The organism is Tabrizicola sp. (assembly GCF_030373185.1).
Classification (GTDB): Bacteria; Pseudomonadota; Alphaproteobacteria; order Rhodobacterales; family Rhodobacteraceae; genus Tabrizicola.
The window spans coordinates 117,157-135,769 of the sequence record NZ_JAUCZH010000008.1 but is presented as its reverse complement, the minus strand read 5'-3'; the positions used below and the strand labels follow the sequence as shown (position 1 = coordinate 135,769).

Here is an 18,613-nt window from a genome sequence, read left to right as displayed (position 1 = left end):
CATGCCCGCCAAAGGCAGCGTTGCCGATGCGCCAAAGGGCAATTGGGTGGACCGTTTCGCCCCCGGCCCTGCGCGGCCTTACCTGCGGCTGTCACGCGCCGACCGGCCAATTGGAACCTGGCTGCTCTTGATCCCCTGCCTTTGGGCCATTGCACTGGCGGGCGGGGCTGACGGGGCGTTCCGGCCCTGGGATCTGTGGCTTGTGCTGTCCTGTGGGGTGGGGGCTTTCCTCATGCGCGGAGCAGGTTGCACCTGGAACGACATCACCGACCGAAAGATCGACGCCGCCGTTGCGCGCACCCAAAGCCGGCCCCTGCCCTCGGGTCAGGTTTCCGTGCGGCAGGCGCTTGTCTGGATGGTGGCGCAGGCGCTGGTCGCGGCGGCAATCCTGTTCACCTACAACGGCCTAGCGATTGCCCTTGGTGTTGCCTCGCTGGCGCTGGTGGCGGTCTATCCGTTTGCCAAGCGCTTTACCTGGTGGCCGCAGGTGTTTCTGGGGCTGGCCTTCAACTGGGGCGCGCTGCTGGCCTGGGCGGCCCATGCCGGGCAAGTGCCACCCGCAGCACTGCTGCTTTATGCCGGAGGGATCGCCTGGACGCTGTATTACGACACGATCTATGCCCATCAGGACCGCGAGGATGACGCGCTGATCGGCGTCAAATCCACTGCGCGGCTGTTTGGCGACAACAGCCGCAAATGGCTGTGGGGCTTTTTCGTGCTGACCATCCTGTTGATGGGCGCGGCCGTGGTGCTGGCCCATGCACCATCGGGCCGGGTGCTGGCGATGGTCACCGCGCTGGCAGGCATCTGGGCAATGGGCTGGCACATTGCCTGGCAGATGCGGCGGCTTGATCTTGATGACCCCGCCTCATGCCTTGTGGTATTCCGGTCAAACCGCGACACCGGGCTGATCCCTGTGCCGTTTCTTGCCGTCGCGGCCTGGCTTGGTTGAACCTGCCCGCCCGAAGCCCTAGGAAGCATCGGGTGAACTGCCCGACCTGAGTCTTGCCCCGGAAGTCTGCCACCTTGCCCCAACGCCTTCGCCAGTTGTCCCAGACCACCCTTGCGCTGCTGGCCTTTCTGCTTGCCGCGCTCTTGATGGCGGGTGTGGCCTATGCCGCCGTCTTGGTGATCGAGGCACGGACCGGGAAGGTTGTCACGTCGCATCTGACCGGGGCGAAGATCGACTGGATCAGCGTGCAGCCAGACGGCTTGCAGGTGCATCTGTCCGGCACCGCCCCGAACGAGGCCGCGCGGTTTCGCGCCGTCAACATGGTTGGCTCGCTGGTCGACAGCTCTCGCATCCGTGACGGGCTGGACGTCGCTCCCGCCTCGGCGATCGAGGCGCCGGACTTTTCGGTCCAGATGTTGCGCACGGAAGACGGCATCCAGTTGATCGGCCTCATGCCCCAGACCCCCGGCGAAGGCGCGATGAGTGAAGATGTCCTTGCCGAAGCCGCCGCTGCGTTGACCCCCGGGGTTGATCTGACCAACCTGCTGGAATCCGCCGATTACCCCGCCCCGGAAACCTGGGGGGCGGCGCTGGCCTTCGGGCTGGAGGCGCTGAAGCGTCTTGAACGGTCGAAAATCTCGGTCGCCGCCGATCTGGTGCAGGTGACGGCGATCTCCGACAGTGCGGCTCAGAAGCGCCGTCTGGAGGGCGACTTGCGCACGCTGGCCCCGGCTGGTGTGCGGCTGGTGCTGGACATTTCGGCCCCGCGCCCGGTGATCACGCCGTTCACCCTGCGCTTCATCGTCGACGCCGAGGGCGCGCGCTTTGACAGCTGTTCGGCCGACAGTGACCGCGCCCGCAGCCAGATCCTTGCCGCCGCCTCCGCAGCCGGGCTGACCGGCGGGCAGCTTTGCACTGTTGGCCTCGGCACGCCGACCCCCCGCTGGTCCGAGGCCGTGGTTCGCGCGATCAAGGCGGTAGCCGAACTGGGATCCGCATCTGTCACCTTTTCGGACGCCGATATCACCTTGCTTGCGGGCAGCGATGTGACACAGGCCACCTTTGACAAGGTGGTGGGCGAATTGGAAACCGGTCTGCCGGATGCCTTTTCCCTGACCTCGACGCTGGAAAAGAAGGAAACCTCCACCCAAGGCCCGGCAGAATTCACCGCCAGCCTGTCGGAAGATGGCGCCTTGGTTCAGCGCGGGCGCCTGACGGACGAGGTCCAGCGCAGCGCCGTTGATGCCTTTGCCCGCGCAACCTTCGAGGGGGCCGAGGTGCTGACTGCTACCCGGCTTGACGATACGCTGCCCGATGGCTGGCCGATCCGCGTTCTGGCCGGCCTGGAAGCGCTGGCCGAGTTGAATCATGGCACCCTGCTGGTCCGCGCTGACACGGTCGAGGTGACAGGCGTTACCGGGTCGCAGGAAACACGGGGGCGGATCACCCAGATCCTGTCGGGCAAGCTGGGCCAGGGCCAGACGTTCCGCGTCAACGTCCGCTATGACGAGGCGCTGGACCCAATCGCCTCTCTGCCCACGCCCGAAGAATGCGCGGCGGACGTCAACGCTGTGATCGGGCGCACGAAAATCACCTTCACCCCCGCCTCGGCCGAGATTGCGACGACTGCGCGCCCGGTTCTGGATGAGCTTGCCGGCATCCTTGTGGCCTGCCCGCCGATGGCGCTTGAAATCGGAGGCCATACCGACAGCCAAGGCTCTGAAGGCGGCAATCAGGCGCTGAGCCAGGCGCGGGCCGAAGCCGTTCTGCTGGCGCTTCAGGGGCGCCGGGTTGATGTTTCGGGCATGACCGCCGTTGGCTTTGGCGAGGCAACCCCGATTGCCGACAATGCCACCGAAGAAGGACGCGAGGCCAATCGCCGGATCGAATTTGTCCTGCAAGGCGCCCCGCTGGCTGCCGACGCCGGATTGGATCCGGCAGTTCGGCAAGAGCCGGGCTCCGGCTTCACGGCCAGTGCAGGTGCAGGCGGGGCGCAAGCCGAAACAGAGGCTGAACCCGCCGGGACCACCACCTCGAACCCGTCAACCGACGCCGGGAATGAGGGCGGGAATGAGGGCGGGAATGAGGGCGGGAATGACGGCGCCCCCGATTTCTCGGCCGACACCAGCCCTTCGGTCGCGCCAACCGAGAAGACCATCCGCGCCTTGCCGCGCCCTGCCGGACTGAAGGCTCAGGACACCCCATGAACCGCACCGAATTTGTCATCGCCACGGCCATCATCCTGCTTGTCGCCTTTGCGATGGGCTGGTTCACCCATTGGCTCTTGCACCGCTTTACCCGGGTGGCAGGCGGCGACATGGCGGAAATGGACCGACTTGCCCAGTCGCTGCATGAGGCCGAAGAACTGCGCGATCAGGCACTTGCCTACATGGACCAACGCGAGGCGGAACTGACAAACCAGCTCAGCCAGACCGAGGCGGAACTGAAAGCCGCAATGGAAGGCCTGCGCGACGCACGGCACGAGGCTGAAGAAATGCGCGCCTATATCGAACGGATGCACGCCAACGGCTGACCGCCCTGATCGGGACACATCAAATTCCTTGCAAGGAATTTGCAGATCTTTTCGAAAAGATTTGTCCCGCCCCTGCCGCCGGCACCAGTCCAGACGCTGGCTGTTTTGATCAAACTCTGGCCCGATACGGCCCGGACAACTGGACAAGCCCCCCCCAAAGTGGCACCTCTTTGCGCAACGCTAATGGAGGCCCCCATGCTCGATTCCGTGACCGACCTTGCATCCTTGCTGAAAGATCCCTCGCTTCTGGCGACCAAGGCCTATGTCGCCGGTGATTGGGTGGACGCCGATGACGGGTCCAGCTTCCCCGTCACCAATCCGGCGCGCGGCGATGTGATCTGCCACCTGCCGAACCTTGGCCGGGCCGAGACGGACCGCGCGATCAAGGCTGCGCACGCTGCCCACCGCGAATGGGCGGGACGCACGGCAAAGGAACGCGCGCAGGTGATGCGCAAGTGGTTTGACCTGTGCATGGCAAATCAGGATGACCTTGCAACGATCCTGACCGCCGAAATGGGCAAGCCACTGGCCGAAGCGAAGGGCGAAATCGCCTATGGCTCCTCCTACATCGAGTTCTATGGCGAGGAAGCCAAGCGCACCTACGGCGACATTATCCCCGGCCACCAGCGTGACAAGCGCATCCATGTGCTGAAGCAGCCCATCGGGGTGGCCGCCTCGATCACGCCGTGGAACTTTCCGAACGCGATGATCGCGCGGAAGGTAGCCCCCGCGCTGGCGGCTGGCTGTGGTTTTGTCGCCCGACCTGCGGCGGAAACGCCCCTGTCGGCACTGGCGCTGGCGGTGTTGGCGGAACGGGCCGGGGTTCCGGGCGGACTGTTTTCGGTCATCACCTCGAAGCGGTCGTCGGACATCGGCAAGGAATTCTGCGAGAACCCTCTGATCCGCAAGCTGACCTTCACCGGATCAACGGAAGTTGGCCGCATCCTTCTGAAACAGGCCGCCGACCAGATCCTGAAATGCTCGATGGAGCTTGGCGGCAATGCCCCGTTCATCGTGTTCGATGACGCCGATCTGGATGCCGCCGTCGATGGCGCGATGATCTCCAAGTTCCGCAACAACGGTCAGACCTGCGTCTGCGCCAACCGGATCTATGTGCAGGCCGGGGTCTATGATGCTTTCGCCGAAAAGCTGGCGGCGGCGGTGAAGAAGCTGTCCATCGGCGACGGGCTGAAGGCGGGCATCACCACTGGCCCCCTGATCAACGAAAGCGCGGTCGAGAAGGTTGAAGAACACATCGCCGACGTTCTGGCGGGCGGCGGCAAGGTTGTCACCGGCGGCAAGCGGCACGAACTGGGCGGCACGTTCTTTGAACCAACGGTGGTGACGGGTGTCACCTCGACGATGAAGGTCACGCAGGAGGAAACCTTCGGCCCTCTCGCCCCGCTGTTCAAGTTCGACACCGAGGAAGAAGTGATTGCCCGCGCCAACGACACGATCTTTGGCCTTGCCAGCTATTTCTACGCCCGTGACATTGGCCGCATCACCCGCGTGCAAGAGGCGCTGGAATACGGGATGGTGGGGGTCAACACCGGCCTGATCTCCAACGAGATGGCACCGTTCGGCGGGGTCAAGCAATCCGGCCTTGGTCGTGAAGGCAGCCGCCACGGACTGGATGATTACATGGAACTCAAGTACGTGTGTCTGTCGATCTGACCCAGACTGCGCTATATCATCACGAAACAGGGGCGGCGGTGCCGCCCCTTTGCATGAAAGGCGCGCGCGATGTCGAACGACTACGTCCCCCCGAAGGTCTGGACCTGGGATCAGGCAAACGGCGGCCAGTTCGCCAATATCAACCGCCCTACCGCCGGGGCGACGCATGACAAGGCGCTGCCGGTCGGGGCGCATCCCTTGCAGCTTTACTCGCTGGCCACGCCGAACGGGGTGAAGGTCACGATCCTGCTGGAGGAGCTGCTGGAAGCCGGCCATGACGCCGAATACGATGCCTGGCTGATCGACATTGGCAAGGGCGACCAGTTCGGGTCGGGCTTCGTCGAGGTGAACCCGAATTCCAAGATCCCGGCGCTGATGGATCATTCCGTAACCCCGCCGCAGCGGGTGTTCGAGTCCGCGTCGATCATGCTTTATCTGGCCGAAAAGTTTGGCGGCGCCTTCATCCCGAAAGACCCCCGCGCCCGGACCGAGATGTTTTCGTGGCTGTTCTGGCAGATGGGCAGCGCCCCCTTTGTGGGCGGCGGCTTTGGCCATTTCTACGCCTACGCGCCATCGAAGATGGAATACCCCATCAACCGCTATGCGATGGAAACCAAGCGGCAGCTTGACGTGCTGGACCGGCATCTGGCGGAACATGACTGGATGTCGGGGGACTATTCGTTGGCCGACATGGCGATCTATGCCTGGTATGGCAATCTGGTTCTGGGCCGCGCCTATGACGCCGCCGAATTTCTGGATGTGACCAGCTACACCCATGTCCTCGCCTGGGCGCAGAAGATCGACGCGCGGCCTGCGGTCATCCGGGGTCGCAAGGTCAACCGCAGTTGGGGCGAAGCCCACGAACAGCTTCCCGAACGCCACTCGGCGTCGGACTTCGATTGACGGCGGCCTGCCGCGCGAACCTTTCTGCTTTGCTCGCTGGTTTGCCCTGCCCCCCGGGACGGCGTTCTGCGCCGCCCGTGCCGCCTTGCGGATGTAGCGGTTGCAGGGCGGTGGCCTTCAGGCCATATGCCAAGCGCTGGCATCATGTCCCGGCATCGCCGGTCGACAGACCTGCGGCCCTGGCCCCGCAGCCCTGCCGCATCTTGAGGCGGGCCACACCGAAAAAGCGGTTGTCCACAGCTTATTGATGAAGAAATCGCTTTACAGGCTTCCGCTTTGCACACACCATATCTAGTAAGGGAGGCGTCAGGCAAACGCAGACCCTTGCCAGACACCCAGCTTCTAGTGGGTTTCGGCCCTCCGGAAGCCTTATAATGAGGCCGGGCAATGTCGCTTTCCGAGGACTACGCAACGATGGACGATCTTCACCCGATCGACCTCGTCGAGACGCTGGCCGAACACCACGCCTGGGAATTCGACCGTGTTACAGAAGACCAGATCGCAATGGCGGTCGAAGGCCAGTGGCGGACCTATTCCCTGACCTTGGCGTGGAGCCCGCAGGACGAAACCCTCCGGCTGATCTGCACCTTCGAGATGGAGCCGCCGGAAGACAAGATTTCCGGACTTTACGACGTGCTGAACCGCTGCAATGACATGGTCTGGACCGGCGCCTTCACCTGGTGGGCGGAACAGAAACTGATGGTCTGGCGCTATGGCCTGTTGCTGGCGGGCGGTCAGATGGTCGGGCCGGAACAGATCGACCGGCTGATTGCCTCGGCGGTGATGGCCTCGGAACGCTTCTACCCGGCCTTCCAGATGGTGGCATGGGGTGACCAGACTCCGGCCGAGGCGATGAAAGTCGCCATTGCCGAGGCTTACGGCCGCGCCTAACCTGTCCCCCGGAAAATGGGGGATTACATGGCATTGGATCGGGTAGCCCAGGATGGGCTGGTGCTTCTTGGTTGCGGCAAGATGGGGACTGCGCTGCTTTCTGGCTGGTTGGCCGCCGGGGTTCCTGTGGAAGCGGTCTGGGTGATAGAACCCAACCCGACGGACTGGTTGATCCAGACCGGCGTGCATCTGAATGAAGGGCTGCCACAGACACCCGCTGTCGCGATACTCGCGGTAAAGCCGCAGATGATGGGGGCCGCACTGCCGGCACTTCAGGCGCTGGGGAACGGGACTACGCTGTTCATCTCCATCGCGGCAGGCACCACAATTGCCACTTTCGAGGCGGCGCTTGGGGACAAGACGCCCATCGTGCGGACCATGCCAAACACCCCGGCAATGGTTGGCCGTGGCATCACCGCCATCTGTGGCAACGCCTTTGTGTCCGAGGAAGATCTGGGCCTGGCGCGAGAGTTGATGGCTGCCGTCGGTCAGGTTGTCGACCTTGACGACGAACACCAGATCGACGCGGTGACTGCTGTTTCCGGTTCCGGTCCGGCCTATGTGTTTCACCTGATCGAAGCGATGGCCGCCGCTGGCGAGGCCGAGGGCCTGCCCCACCCAATCGCCATGCAACTGGCGCGTGCCACTGTCTGCGGGGCGGGGGAACTGGCGTACAAAAGCCCTGAAACTGCCGCCCAACTTCGGATCAACGTCACCTCGCCTGGTGGCACCACGGCCGCCGCGCTGGCAGTTCTGATGGACGCGGACACCGGCTTTCCGGCCTTGCTGAGGCGCGCGGTCAAGGCCGCCGCCAACCGTGGGCGAGATTTGGGCAAATGACCATCACCTACGCAGATTTCGAAAAGGTCGACATCCGCGTCGGGCTGATCACCCGCGCCGAACCCTTCCCCGAGGCGCGGAAGCCCGCGATCAGGCTTTGGGTCGATTTCGGTCCCGGAATTGGCGAAAAGCGGTCGTCGGCGCAGCTGACAAGGCACTATACGCCGGAAGGGCTGGTCGGACGGCAGGTGCTGGCAGTGGTGAATTTTCCGCCCCGCCAGATCGGCCCGGTGATGTCCGAAGTGCTGGTTCTGGGCGTGCCGGATGAAGATGGCCAGGTCGTGCTGATCGGCCCGAGACAGGATGTTCCACTTGGGGGGAAACTTTTCTGATGAAGACGCTGCTCATCACCCGACGCCTGCCTGACCGCGTGCTGGAAACCGCCCGCACGCGCTTTGACGTCACCTTGCGGGATCGGACCGATCCGATGTCCGCGCAGGAACTGCGCATTGCGCTGCGTGACTATGACGCGGTCCTGCCCACCCTGGGCGACCGCTTCCAGCCCGACGTCTTCGACGATGTCCCGCAGCCGCGCGCGAAGATCCTTGCCAACTTCGGCGTGGGCTACAACCATATCGACGTCGATGCGGCCCGCGCCGCCGGCATCGCCGTGACCAACACCCCCGGTGCGGTCACGGATGCCACCGCCGACATTGCCCTTTCCCTCATCCTGATGACCGCGCGCCGGCTTGGCGAAGGCGAACGCCTGCTGCGCGCCGGCCAGTGGGAAGGCTGGGGGCCGGTGCAGATGCTTGGCACCCATGTGACCGGCAAACGTCTTGGGATCATCGGCATGGGCCGGATCGGCAAGGCGATTGCCAAGCGGTGCCACCATGGCTTTGACATGGAGGTGGTGTTCTACAACCGCTCGCCGGTCTCGGACCCGGGCCTGCCCGCCCGTCAGGTGGAGATGTCAGAGGCGATGGCGGCAGATTTCGTGGTGGTCGCGGTTCCCGGAGGGAAGGCGACGCATCATCTGATCAACGAGGCGACACTGGCGATGATGAAACCCTCGGGCATCTTCGTGAACATCAGCCGGGGCGATGTGGTGGACGAAGCCGCGCTGATCGACACCCTGCAACAAGGCCGGATCGCCGGGGCCGGTCTGGACGTCTACGAGTTCGAACCCAAGGTTCCGGCCGCGCTGGTCGCAATGGAAAATGTCACCCTCTTGCCGCATCTTGGCACCGCCTGCCTTGAGGTGCGCGAGGACATGGGACTGATGGCAGTGGCAAACCTGATGGCCTTCGCCGACGGGAAGGTGCCGCCGAACCTCGTGAACCCCTGAGGCCGGCCAGGATCCCGAAGCCCGTCCGGCCAAGCCGGAAGCGTCGGGATCATACCCTCCCCCATAAGGGGAGAGGGGCAAATTCAGGCAAGGTCTTTCCTCTGGCAGAGGATCAGCCCGGGCATCAGGCTGCGGCCTTTTCGCCTGCGAACCGGGCGTAGAAGGTTTCTCCCTTCTCGGCCATCTCGCGCAGGAGGGCCGGGGCATGAAAGCGCGGGCCGAACTGAGCTGTGAGACCACGGCAGATTTCCACCGCCCGCGCCGCGCCCAGCATGTCAAGCCAGCTGAACGGACCGCCCGACCATGGCGCAAAGCCCCAGCCCAGGATCGCGCCCACATCGCCTTCGCGGATGTCGGTCAGAACGCCTTCTTCCAGCGCCCGGACCGCCTCCAGCACCTGCGCGAAAAGCAGGCGGTGCTGCACGTCGGCAAGGCTGGGCTGCATCTTGTCGAGTGGGTATTTCGCCGCCAAGCCGTCCCAAAGGCCCAGTCGTTCGCCCTTTTCGGAATAGGCATAGAAGCCCGCATTGGCCTTTTTACCCAGACGGCCGTCATCGGCCATCCAGAACAGGACCTTGTCAACCGCCTCATCCGGGTAATCCCTACCCATCGCGGCCTTTGTGGCCTTGGCGATCTTCACCCCAAGGTCGATCGAGGTTTCATCGACCAGTTGCAGCGGCCCAAGCGGCATGCCCACAAGCTTGGCCGCGTTTTCCACCAGCGCCGGTTCCACCCCTTCGGCCACCATGCGGATGCCTTCGTTGATGTAGGGGATGATGCAGCGGTTGGCATAGAAGAACCGCGCATCGTTGACGACGATGGGCGTCTTGCGGATCTGGCGAACGAAATCCAGCGCCTTGGCCACCGCAACCGCCCCGGTCTTTTCGCCCTTGATGATTTCGACCAGCATCATCTTGTCGACCGGGCTGAAGAAGTGGATCCCGATGAACTGCTCCGGGCGGGACGATGCCCCGGCAAGACCCGAGATCGGCAGGGTCGAGGTGTTGGTGGCATAGATGCAGTCCGCGCCGGTGACCGCTTCGACCTTGCGGGTGACCTCGGCCTTGATCTTCGGATCCTCGAACACGGCTTCCACGATCAGGTCGGCACCGTGCAGCGCCGCATAGTCGGTGGTGGCGGTGATCCGGGCCAGAACCTCGGCCTTCTTGTCCGCCGTCACCTTGCCGCGCTTCATCCCCTTGTCGAGCAGGGTTTCAGAGTGGGCCTTCCCCCGATCCGCCGCGTCCTGCGCCGCGTCGATCAATACGACCTCGATCCCGGCATTGGCCGCCACATAGGCGATCCCCGCGCCCATCATGCCCGCCCCGATCACGCCAAGTTTCTTCACCGACTGGTCGGGCGCATCCGGGCGGTTCGCGCCCTTCTCCAACGCTTCCTTGTTGATGAACAGGCTGCGGATCATCGCGGCGGAGGACGGGTTCATCAGGACAGAGGTGAAGTGCCGCGCCTCGATCTTCAGCGCGGTATCAAATGGCACCAGCGCGCCTTCATAAACGGCGGCAAGCAGGGCCTTGGCCGCCGGATAGACGCCCATCGTCTTGCCGTGGACCATGGCACTGGCACCGACAAAGGTCATGAAGCCCGCCGGATGATAGGGCGCGCCGCCGGGCATCTTGTAGCCCTTGGCATCCCACGGCTTCACCAGATCGGCGTCGGTGGCCGACAGCACCCATTCCTTTGCCCGGGACAGCAGGTCTTCGGGGGCGACGACCTCGTCAATCAGGCCAGCGGCCTTGGCGGCTTTCGGATCGACCAGCTTGCCTTCCAGAAGGAAGGGCGCCGCCATCATCGCGCCCAGCTTGCGCGACAGCCGCGTCGTGCCGCCCGCGCCGGGGAAGATGCCGACCATGATCTCGGGCAGGCCGATCTTCGCCTTGGGGTTATCGGCGGCGATGATGCGGTGGCAAGACAGCGGCAGTTCGAGCCCGATGCCCAGCGCGGTGCCGGGCAAGGCCGCTACAATCGGCTTGCCGCCTTTCAGTGTCTTCGGGTCCATCCCCGCGCGCTCGATCTTGCGCAGCACATGGTGCATCTGCATCACGCCATCAAAGATCGCCTGCGCCCCCCCCGCCCGCATCCGGGCGATGACATTGAGATCCATCCCCCCGGCGAAATCCTTCTTGGCCGAGGTCAGGATGATGCCCTTGACCGCCACATCAGCCAACGCCGCGTCGATCAGGTCCGACAACAGCGCAAAGGCCTCGGTCGACATGACATTCATGGACTTCTGCTTCACGTCCCAGGTGATTGTCGCGACACCGTCTGCGTCGGCGGTCATGGTGAAGTCGGTCATTGCAGAAGCTCCTTCGGGGGTCATTGGACAGGCTGGATGTTCGTCATCAGGATCGGCCAGCGTGAATCGTTGATTGTGTTGTGGATCTTTGTGGTCTGCCAGACGCCATCAAACCGGCCGAGCCACATCTTTGAATAGAAGCGCGGCAAAGCGTGTTCTTCGCCCTTCATCAGATTGGTCTCGTAAATGCCGACGATCTGGTCAGGGCTTTCAAACCAGGCGTCCATGACAACGCGGATCAGTCTTGTGATGCCACGGCTCTGGATCATGTCGGTGAAATCGTCAAAGCCGTCCTGCAGATCCCTGTTCGTTACAACGTAGAGATTGGCCGATGAGGTAAGGATGTTCAGCGGCAACCGCACCGCGTCACTGTATTCCTCGAACCGTTCCGCCATGACCGCGGCACCGATGTCATCAAGAAATGTCTGAAGTATTTCAGTCGCAAGCATTGAATCCTCGTCCAAAATGGACCTGAACTGCCTTCCCGGACGCTGGTACAGGACAGATGCAGTCCGGATCGTGGCGGGATCGGGAACCCGAAGTGCGGGAAGAATACAACCCTTGGATGCAATTTGGAACCGTTTCATGGCCCCCAACGTGAACTCGGCGGCCGGGGACCGGCCTTTGGGTGAACGGTGCGATACCGGAACTTGCGAAAGCCTGGTCATGGGGTTGGCCCTTGGAGTGATGCAGGGCAGGCCGATCCGTCACGGCGCAGATAGCGGCGCGCGGGGCCATCCTTTTCGGTAATCAGGTCATGGTCGACATAATGGATCCGGTCGATCTGCGCGCGGGTGCCGATCACCAGATATCGCGCCGGCGTGGCGGACCGGTTGTCCAGCCGATGCCCGACCGCTTGCCCCGCAGGCCAAGCCGCGGCATCGCCGGGATGAAGCGTTGTCTCGATGTCCTCGACCAGGACCACCTCGCCCGACAGCATCAGGATCATCTCATCCTCGGCCTCGTGCCAGTGGCGGTGGCCCGAAGATGACCCGGGCGGCAATTCCTCGACAAAGGCACCGAACCGGGTCAGCCCGCCAGGATCGGACAACAGCCGATAGCGGTAGTTGCCCGGGTGCGGGCCGGTAACCGGGTGAACATGGCCCTTCTCGTCCTGCCAGTCGGGAAGAGCGACCTTGGGCATCAGCGCGGCCCCGTCCAGTCGGTGCCGTCCTTGTAAGTGAAGCGGGCGCGGCCAGCCGACACCTCGACCCGAAGATCAACGTCGGAATAGGTTGCGACCTCATGCGGGGCCTTGGATCCCACGACAAGAAAGCGCGCCACCCGGTCAGTTCGATTGATGAAGTGGTGGCCGTTCGGGGTGTTTGCCGGAAAGGCGGCGCAATCGCCCGCCCGCAGCACGGTTTCGCCGGCGTCCTCGACCAGCACACATTCGCCTTCCGTCACCATGACGAATTCGTCTTCGTTCAGATGCCAATGGCGCAGCGAAGACATCGCTCCGGGTTCCAGCGTCACGAGGTTGACGCCAAACTGCGTCAGCCCCCCCGCATCGCCCAGCCGCAGCGAGGACCGTCTGGCCATCATCTCGGCATAGGGTGACGGATAGATGGACCCGGTCTTTACCGGCACCTTTGCGGGGTCAATGACTGGCATGGCATGCCTCCGGCTGCGGGCAATGCCCCCGCCGGGAAGGAACCGGCGTCAGGCAGACAAGGCGAGCGCCGCGAACTGCGGGTTCAACTCGGGTGTCGAGAGGCGGGGATAGCTGACCATCTCGATCTGAAAGCCGGTCGCGGTCGTGCTGCAATAATACAGGACCGACGAAAACAGGCTGGCCTCCTGTCCGGGGATGACCTCGTGATAGTCCACCCAGATCCGGAAACGCCCGCCCCTTGGCACGTCCAATGCGACGACTTTGGATTGCAGGCCAACCACGCCCCGATCCCGAAGCGTTCGGTGCCACAGATCGAGCATCGCCCGACCTTCTTCCGGTGTGCGGACGATGACCCGCGTCGAGAGCAGTTCGACCGGCACGGGAAAGACATAATCCGCAACCAATTCGTCGAGGCAGCCGGTCAGCAACCAGTTGGCCCGACGGCGCATATGCTGGGAGATCTTGGAGTAATGCACGGCGACGCCCATCAACGCGGTTAAGGGAAGCCGTCACCCTGGAAGAATCACCCAGAATACGGCCGATAAGACCGAATCTGCACACACAGATGGCGAGATCATGGCAAAGAAGCCTTTTCTGCGGGTTGCTGGCTGAAACGCGCCGCTGCATCGCCTCAGACCCGCTCGATGATGGTAGCCGCCCCCATCCCGCTGGCAATGCAAAGCGTTGCAAGGCCGATCGCCTTGTCGGTCCGTTCCAATTCATCGAGAAGGGTGCCGATGATGATCGCCCCGGTCGCGCCAAGCGGGTGACCCATCGCGATCGACCCGCCATTGACGTTGACCAGCGCGGGGTCCACGTCGAAGGCTTGCTGAAAGCGCAGGACAACGGATGCGAAGGCCTCGTTCACCTCGAACAGGTCGATATCGGCGATGGTCAGGCCAGAATCGCGCAGAATCTTCTGCGTCGCGGGAACCGGGCCGGTCAGCATGATCGTGGGGTCGGTGCCGATCTTGGCCGTGGCGCGGATCCGTGCGCGGGGCTTCAGCCCATTCGCGCGGCCGAACGCCTCGTCTCCGATCAGGACCGCCGCCGCGCCATCGACGATGCCAGAGGAATTGCCCGCGTGGTGGATGTGGTTGATCCGCTCCAGATGCGGATATTTCAGCATCGCCACCTTGTCAAAGCCGGGCATTACCTCGCCCATGTCCTTGAAGGCGGGCTTCAGCGCGCCAAGGGTCTGCATGTCGGTGCCGGGGCGGATGTATTCATCCCGGTCAAGGATCGTCAGGCCGTTCTGGTCGCGGATGGTGATGACCGATTTGGCAAAACGCCCTTCGGCCCAGGCCTGGACTGCGCGACGCTGGGATTCCACCGCCAGTGCATCGGCCTGATCGCGGCTGAAGCCGAACTCGGTCGCGATGATATCGGCCGAAATGCCTTGCGGCACGAAATAGGTCTTCATCGCAAGTCCGGGATCAACGGCAATCGCCGCCCCGTCCGAGCCCATGGCGACACGGCCCATCATCTCTACCCCGCCGGCGATGTAGGCGTGGCCCGCGCCGCCCTTCACCTGATTGGCGGCAAGGTTCACCGCCTCCATGCCGCTGGCACAGAAGCGGTTAATCGCAAGGCCGGGGATGGTTTCGTCAAGGTCAGACGCAAGGACGGCAGACCGCGCAAGGCAGCCACCCTGTTCCCCGACCTGCGTGACGTTGCCCCAGATCACATCCTCGACCGCGTGGCCTTCCAGCCCGTTCCTTTCCTTGACCGCGTTCAAGACCTTGGCCGACAGCGCGACCGAGGTCAGTTCTTGCAGCGCCCCGTCAGGCCGCCCCTTGCCACGGGGGGAACGCACGGCGTCATAGATGAAGGCGTCGGACATCGGGGGTCTCCTCAGGCGGTGGCGGCGGGCAGGGCGCGTTGCATCAGCTCATAGGGGTGCTTCCAGCCGGGCAACGCGGCGATCCGGTCAAGCCATGCGTCGATGTGGGGCCAGTCGGCCCGGTCAAAGCCGAAGGGCTCGGGGTAGTAAAGATAGCCGCAGCACGACAGATCAGCCATCGTCGGGGCGTCACCCACCAGCCAGTTCCGCCCGGCAAGGTGGTCATTCAGAATGGTGTAGGCGGCCTTCAAACGGCCTTGCAGATAGGGGATCGTGCCTTCGGGCCGCTTGTCTTCGGGCAGGAAGTTGGCGATGAACCGGCGCGGGCCGATCATGCCGGACAGGCGGTGGTTGTCCCAGAACATCCAGCGCAAGACCTCGCGCCGTTCGGCAGCCGACCGACCGCCCATCTTGCCGCTTTTCGACGACAGATAGTCAAGGATCACCCCCGATTGCGTCAGCGTGGTATCGCCATCGACCAGCACCGGCACCTCGCCCATCTCATTGATGGCGCGGAATTCGGGGGTGCGCGTCTCGCCGTTGAAGAAATCGACAAAGACCGGTTCCCAGTCCTGATCGGTCATGTTCAGCGCAAGCGCGCATTTATAAGCGTTGCCGGATTCACCGAAGCAATAAAGTTTCATGGGTTGGGTCATTGGCTTGGCCCCTCCTCAGGGCCGGTGGTTCAGGTCTTGCGTTCGGCCAGTTCGGCCTTGAAAAGCCGCAGCCGCGCGGCGAGTTCATCAGCGTCGGCAATGGCGGTGAGGTTCTCGAACAGAAAGGACAGCGCCTCGCCCTGTTCCAGCCCGGTGCTGTCGGTAAACTTGCGCAGCGCGCGATAGCCTTCTTCGGTCATCGCGGCAGGAAAGCGTCGGGTCAAGCGAAAGCGTCTGGCCATTCATCCCCCTTTGGCCCGGGCCGCGGCGTCAGAACGCCTCAACCGCGAGTGCCATAACCGGATCGGCACCGGTTTCGATCCGCGCAAGATGCATGCCACAGGCGGGCAGCTGGCGGGCCATGTAGAACCGCCCCGTGGCGATCTTCGTCTCATAGAAGGACCGGTCGGCGGCGCCTTCGTCAAGGGCCACATGGGCAGCCTTTGCCATCCGCGTCCACATCAGGCCAAGGCAGACATGGCCCATCAGGTGCATGAAGTCATAAGACCCGGCCAGCGCTGCATTGGGGTTCTTCATGCCATTGGCCATGAAATACATCCCCGCCGCCTGAAGCTGTTTCGACGCGGCCTTCAGGGGTTCGGCAAAGCCCGCCATCCGCGGATCCCCCTCATGCGCCTTCACTTCGGCCTTCACCATGTCAAAGAACGCCACCACATGCTTGCCGCCATCACTCGCCAGCTTGCGGCCCACAAGGTCCAGCGCCTGCACGCCGTTGGCACCTTCGTAGATCATCGCGATCCGGGCATCGCGGGCAAACTGCGACATGCCCCATTCCTCGATATAGCCATGCCCGCCAAAGACCTGCTGGGCCTGCACCGCCATCTCGAAGCCCTTGTCTGTCAGAAAGCCCTTCAGAACCGGAGTCATGAGCCCCACCAGACCATCGGCCGCCGCATCCTCCATCCGCACATGACGGTCAATCAGCGTGGCGCCCCAGAAGGTGAAGGCGCGTGCGCCCTCGACGAAACTTTTCTGCTCCATCAGGTTGCGGCGGATATCGGGGTGGACGATCAGGGGGTCGGCCGGGCCGTCGGGGTTTTTCGCCCCGGTCACGTCGCGGCCTTGTAGCCGATCCTTGGCATAGGCCAGAGCGTTCTGATAGGCGGCTTCGGCCACCGCATAGCCTTGCAGGCCCACGCCCAGCCGTGCCTCGTTCATCATGGTGAACATCGCCCGCATGCCCTTGTGCAGATCGCCCAGAAGCCAGCCCGTCGCCCCGTCATAGTTCATGACGCAGGTGGCGTTGCCGTGGATGCCCATCTTGTCTTCGATCTTGCCGCAAGACAGCGCGTTCGGCGCGCCAAGGCTGCCATCATCGTTCACCAGCACTTTCGGCACGATGAACAGCGAAATGCCCTTCGTCCCTTCACCGCCCCCGGGGGCCTTGGCCAGCACCAGATGCACGATGTTTTCCGCCAGATCATGATCCCCGGCCGAGATGAAGATCTTCTGCCCGGTGATCTTGTAGCTGCCGTCCGCCTGCGGGTCGGCCTTGGTGCGCATCATCCCCAGATCAGTGCCGCAATGCGGTTCGGTCAGGTTCATCGTGCCGGTCCATTCGCAGGACACCATCTTTGGCAACCAGCGCGCCTTCTGGTCTTCGGTGCCATGCGCAAGGATGGCTGACACCGCGCCATGGGTCAGGCCTTGATACATGTTGAACGCCATGTTGGCCGAAACGAAGGTTTCGTTGACCACCGTATGCATCAGGTAAGGCAGACCCTGACCGCCAAAATCCTCGGGCGCGTCAAGGGCCATCCAGCCCCCTGCCCGCAAGGTGTCAAAGGCTGCCTTGAACCCGGCAGGCGTACGCACGACGCCGTTTTCCAGTACACAGCCTTCGCGGTCGCCCACCGCGTTGAGCGGGGTCAGGATGTCCGAGGCAACCTTGCCCGCCTCTTCCAGCACGGCACCGGTAAAGCCCCGGTCAAGATCGCCGTAGCCGGGAATATCCGCCGCGCTGACCTTGAGGACATCGTGCAACAGGAACTGCATGTCTTTCACGGGGGCGATATAGCTGGGCATCTGATCAATCCTTCCCTTCAGTGCTACTGGTCACTCGGCGGCGCGATGCGTTACAGGAAATCGCGCTTCGCTGGCGGCAAGCTCTGTCTTCAGTTCGGCTATCGCCACGTCCAGTTCGGCGCGCTGCGCCTCCATGATCGCCAGGCGCTCACGCGCGATCTCGCAGGCGCGCTGGCGTTGCGCGGCGTCTGACCCGGTGCGGTCGTAAAGGTCGAGCGTCTGACGGATTTCCTCCAGACTGAAGCCGAACCGCTTGCCGCGCAGGATCAGCGTCAGCCGCGCGCGGTCACGGCGGGTGAACAGCCGCCTTGTCCCGACGCGAACCGGGCTGAGAAGCTCTTTCGCCTCGTAAAAGCGCAGGGTGCGCGGGGTCACGTCGAAGGCGGCGCACATGTCACTGATCGGCGTCAGGTCGGACTGTAGTTCAGTTCGGGGTCGCTTGGTCATGGTCAACTCGTCAGGGGTGCATCTGACACAGAGTTGCGCAGCGCAGGGTAACAATACCAGAGCAGTTGACGTTAACGTCAGCGTAACGTCACGTCATGACCCTGGCTGACGTGAAGTCAACGCTGTGGCCCGGAACCGACGCCGGGGAAGATCAGGCTTCGGGGAGCTTTTCCAGTTCACCGGCCGCCGTTTCCCGCAAGGCGCGCAAGTCGGCGATGCTTGCTTCCAGTTCCGCGCGCTGGCGGTCCAGTTCCTGCAGCTGCCGGTCGGCCAGCCGCAGCCAGTCTTCCAACTGCGGGCGTTCGCCCTTCTTGCCGTAGATCAGCAGCCACTGGCGGATCTCTTCAAGGCTGAAGCCAAAGCGCCGCCCGCGCAAGATCAGCTTCATCCGCGCCACTTCACGCGGGCCGTAGAACCGGGCGCGGCCTTCCTTTTCGGGGGCGATAAGTTCGATGTATTCGTAGTAGCGCAAGGTGCGCGGGGTCACGTCGAATTTGACGCACATTTCCTTGAAGCTGAGCCGGGTCTCGGTCATGCGCAGTCCTCCCGGGCGGAAGCCTAGCGCGGGGTGCCGGGTTCGCGCAACGGTTGCGGGGCCTTGCGCTTCGTCC

20 protein-coding genes are annotated in these 18,613 nt (G+C 63.5%); 9 read left to right on the top strand and 11 right to left on the bottom strand.

Features of this window, described 5'->3' with window-relative positions:
* The first annotated feature begins 1 nt into the window (after position 1).
* The 9 genes from ubiA (at position 2) to QUV21_RS15790 (ending at position 9,081) form a co-directional block, all read left to right on the top strand.
* The gene (gene ubiA, locus QUV21_RS15830; protein WP_300856229.1) at positions 2–952 is read left to right on the top strand and encodes a 4-hydroxybenzoate octaprenyltransferase; all 951 of its coding nucleotides are present in this window, start codon (positions 2–4) and stop codon (positions 950–952) included.
* 74 nt (positions 953–1,026) lie between these two features.
* Positions 1,027–3,159 (top strand): OmpA family protein, encoded by a 2,133-nt coding sequence (locus QUV21_RS15825; RefSeq protein ID WP_300856227.1) that lies wholly within the window; start codon positions 1,027–1,029, stop codon positions 3,157–3,159.
* Positions 3,156–3,485, top strand: coding sequence for a hypothetical protein (locus tag QUV21_RS15820; protein ID WP_300856226.1), 330 nt, complete (start codon positions 3,156–3,158; stop codon positions 3,483–3,485). Before QUV21_RS15825 ends, QUV21_RS15820 begins: the two co-directional genes overlap by 4 nt.
* Positions 3,486–3,680: 195 nt before the next feature.
* Complete coding sequence (locus QUV21_RS15815) at positions 3,681–5,159, top strand: NAD-dependent succinate-semialdehyde dehydrogenase (protein ID WP_300856225.1); 1,479 nt, start codon at positions 3,681–3,683, stop codon at positions 5,157–5,159.
* A gap of 69 nt (positions 5,160–5,228) precedes the next feature.
* On the top strand, positions 5,229–6,062 hold the full coding sequence (gene yghU / locus QUV21_RS15810; protein WP_300856224.1) for a glutathione-dependent disulfide-bond oxidoreductase: 834 nt from the start codon (positions 5,229–5,231) through the stop codon (positions 6,060–6,062).
* A 387-nt stretch (positions 6,063–6,449) separates the two neighbouring features.
* A complete protein-coding gene (locus QUV21_RS15805) occupies positions 6,450–6,953 on the top strand; it encodes a YbjN domain-containing protein (protein WP_300856223.1) in 504 nt (167 codons plus the stop codon).
* Between the two features lie 27 nt (positions 6,954–6,980).
* A complete protein-coding gene (gene proC / locus QUV21_RS15800) occupies positions 6,981–7,793 on the top strand; it encodes a pyrroline-5-carboxylate reductase (RefSeq protein ID WP_300856222.1) in 813 nt (270 codons plus the stop codon).
* Positions 7,790–8,125 carry a tRNA-binding protein gene (locus QUV21_RS15795; protein WP_300856221.1) on the top strand — a complete coding sequence of 112 codons (336 nt, stop codon included), beginning with the start codon at positions 7,790–7,792 and terminating at the stop codon, positions 8,123–8,125. Before proC ends, QUV21_RS15795 begins: the two co-directional genes overlap by 4 nt.
* A complete protein-coding gene (locus QUV21_RS15790) occupies positions 8,125–9,081 on the top strand; it encodes a D-glycerate dehydrogenase (RefSeq protein WP_300856220.1) in 957 nt (318 codons plus the stop codon). The genes QUV21_RS15795 and QUV21_RS15790 overlap by 1 nt, the downstream gene beginning before the upstream one ends.
* A 124-nt stretch (positions 9,082–9,205) precedes the next feature.
* On the opposite strand, the gene QUV21_RS15785 is transcribed toward QUV21_RS15790, so the two are convergent.
* From QUV21_RS15785 to QUV21_RS15735, 11 genes are all read right to left on the bottom strand, one after another.
* Entirely contained in the window at positions 9,206–11,395 is a 2,190-nt protein-coding gene (locus tag QUV21_RS15785; RefSeq protein ID WP_300856218.1) for a 3-hydroxyacyl-CoA dehydrogenase NAD-binding domain-containing protein, read from the bottom strand.
* A gap of 20 nt (positions 11,396–11,415) precedes the next feature.
* Positions 11,416–12,063 carry a hypothetical protein gene (locus QUV21_RS15780; RefSeq protein WP_300856217.1) on the bottom strand — a complete coding sequence of 216 codons (648 nt, stop codon included), beginning with the start codon at positions 12,061–12,063 and terminating at the stop codon, positions 11,416–11,418.
* Positions 12,060–12,539 (bottom strand): cupin domain-containing protein, encoded by a 480-nt coding sequence (locus QUV21_RS15775; RefSeq protein ID WP_300856216.1) that lies wholly within the window; start codon positions 12,537–12,539, stop codon positions 12,060–12,062. The genes QUV21_RS15780 and QUV21_RS15775 overlap by 4 nt, the downstream gene beginning before the upstream one ends.
* A complete protein-coding gene (locus tag QUV21_RS15770; RefSeq protein WP_300856215.1) occupies positions 12,539–13,009 on the bottom strand; it encodes a cupin domain-containing protein in 471 nt (156 codons plus the stop codon). Before QUV21_RS15770 ends, QUV21_RS15775 begins: the two co-directional genes overlap by 1 nt.
* Positions 13,010–13,057: 48 nt before the next feature.
* The gene (locus QUV21_RS15765) at positions 13,058–13,459 is read right to left on the bottom strand and encodes a hypothetical protein (RefSeq protein WP_300856214.1); all 402 of its coding nucleotides are present in this window, start codon (positions 13,457–13,459) and stop codon (positions 13,058–13,060) included.
* Positions 13,460–13,641: 182 nt separating this feature from the next.
* Positions 13,642–14,853 (bottom strand): acetyl-CoA C-acetyltransferase, encoded by a 1,212-nt coding sequence (locus QUV21_RS15760; RefSeq protein ID WP_300856212.1) that lies wholly within the window; start codon positions 14,851–14,853, stop codon positions 13,642–13,644.
* Between the two features lie 11 nt (positions 14,854–14,864).
* Positions 14,865–15,509 carry a glutathione S-transferase family protein gene (locus QUV21_RS15755; RefSeq protein ID WP_300856210.1) on the bottom strand — a complete coding sequence of 215 codons (645 nt, stop codon included), beginning with the start codon at positions 15,507–15,509 and terminating at the stop codon, positions 14,865–14,867.
* A gap of 29 nt (positions 15,510–15,538) precedes the next feature.
* On the bottom strand, positions 15,539–15,751 hold the full coding sequence (locus QUV21_RS15750; RefSeq protein ID WP_300856209.1) for a hypothetical protein: 213 nt from the start codon (positions 15,749–15,751) through the stop codon (positions 15,539–15,541).
* Between the two features lie 28 nt (positions 15,752–15,779).
* Positions 15,780–17,555 carry an acyl-CoA dehydrogenase C-terminal domain-containing protein gene (locus QUV21_RS15745; protein WP_300856208.1) on the bottom strand — a complete coding sequence of 592 codons (1,776 nt, stop codon included), beginning with the start codon at positions 17,553–17,555 and terminating at the stop codon, positions 15,780–15,782.
* A 30-nt stretch (positions 17,556–17,585) separates the two neighbouring features.
* On the bottom strand, positions 17,586–18,002 hold the full coding sequence (locus tag QUV21_RS15740; protein ID WP_300856207.1) for a MerR family DNA-binding transcriptional regulator: 417 nt from the start codon (positions 18,000–18,002) through the stop codon (positions 17,586–17,588).
* Between the two features lie 151 nt (positions 18,003–18,153).
* On the bottom strand, positions 18,154–18,537 hold the full coding sequence (locus QUV21_RS15735) for a MerR family DNA-binding transcriptional regulator (RefSeq protein ID WP_300856206.1): 384 nt from the start codon (positions 18,535–18,537) through the stop codon (positions 18,154–18,156).
* Between the last annotated feature and the right edge of the window lie 76 nt (positions 18,538–18,613).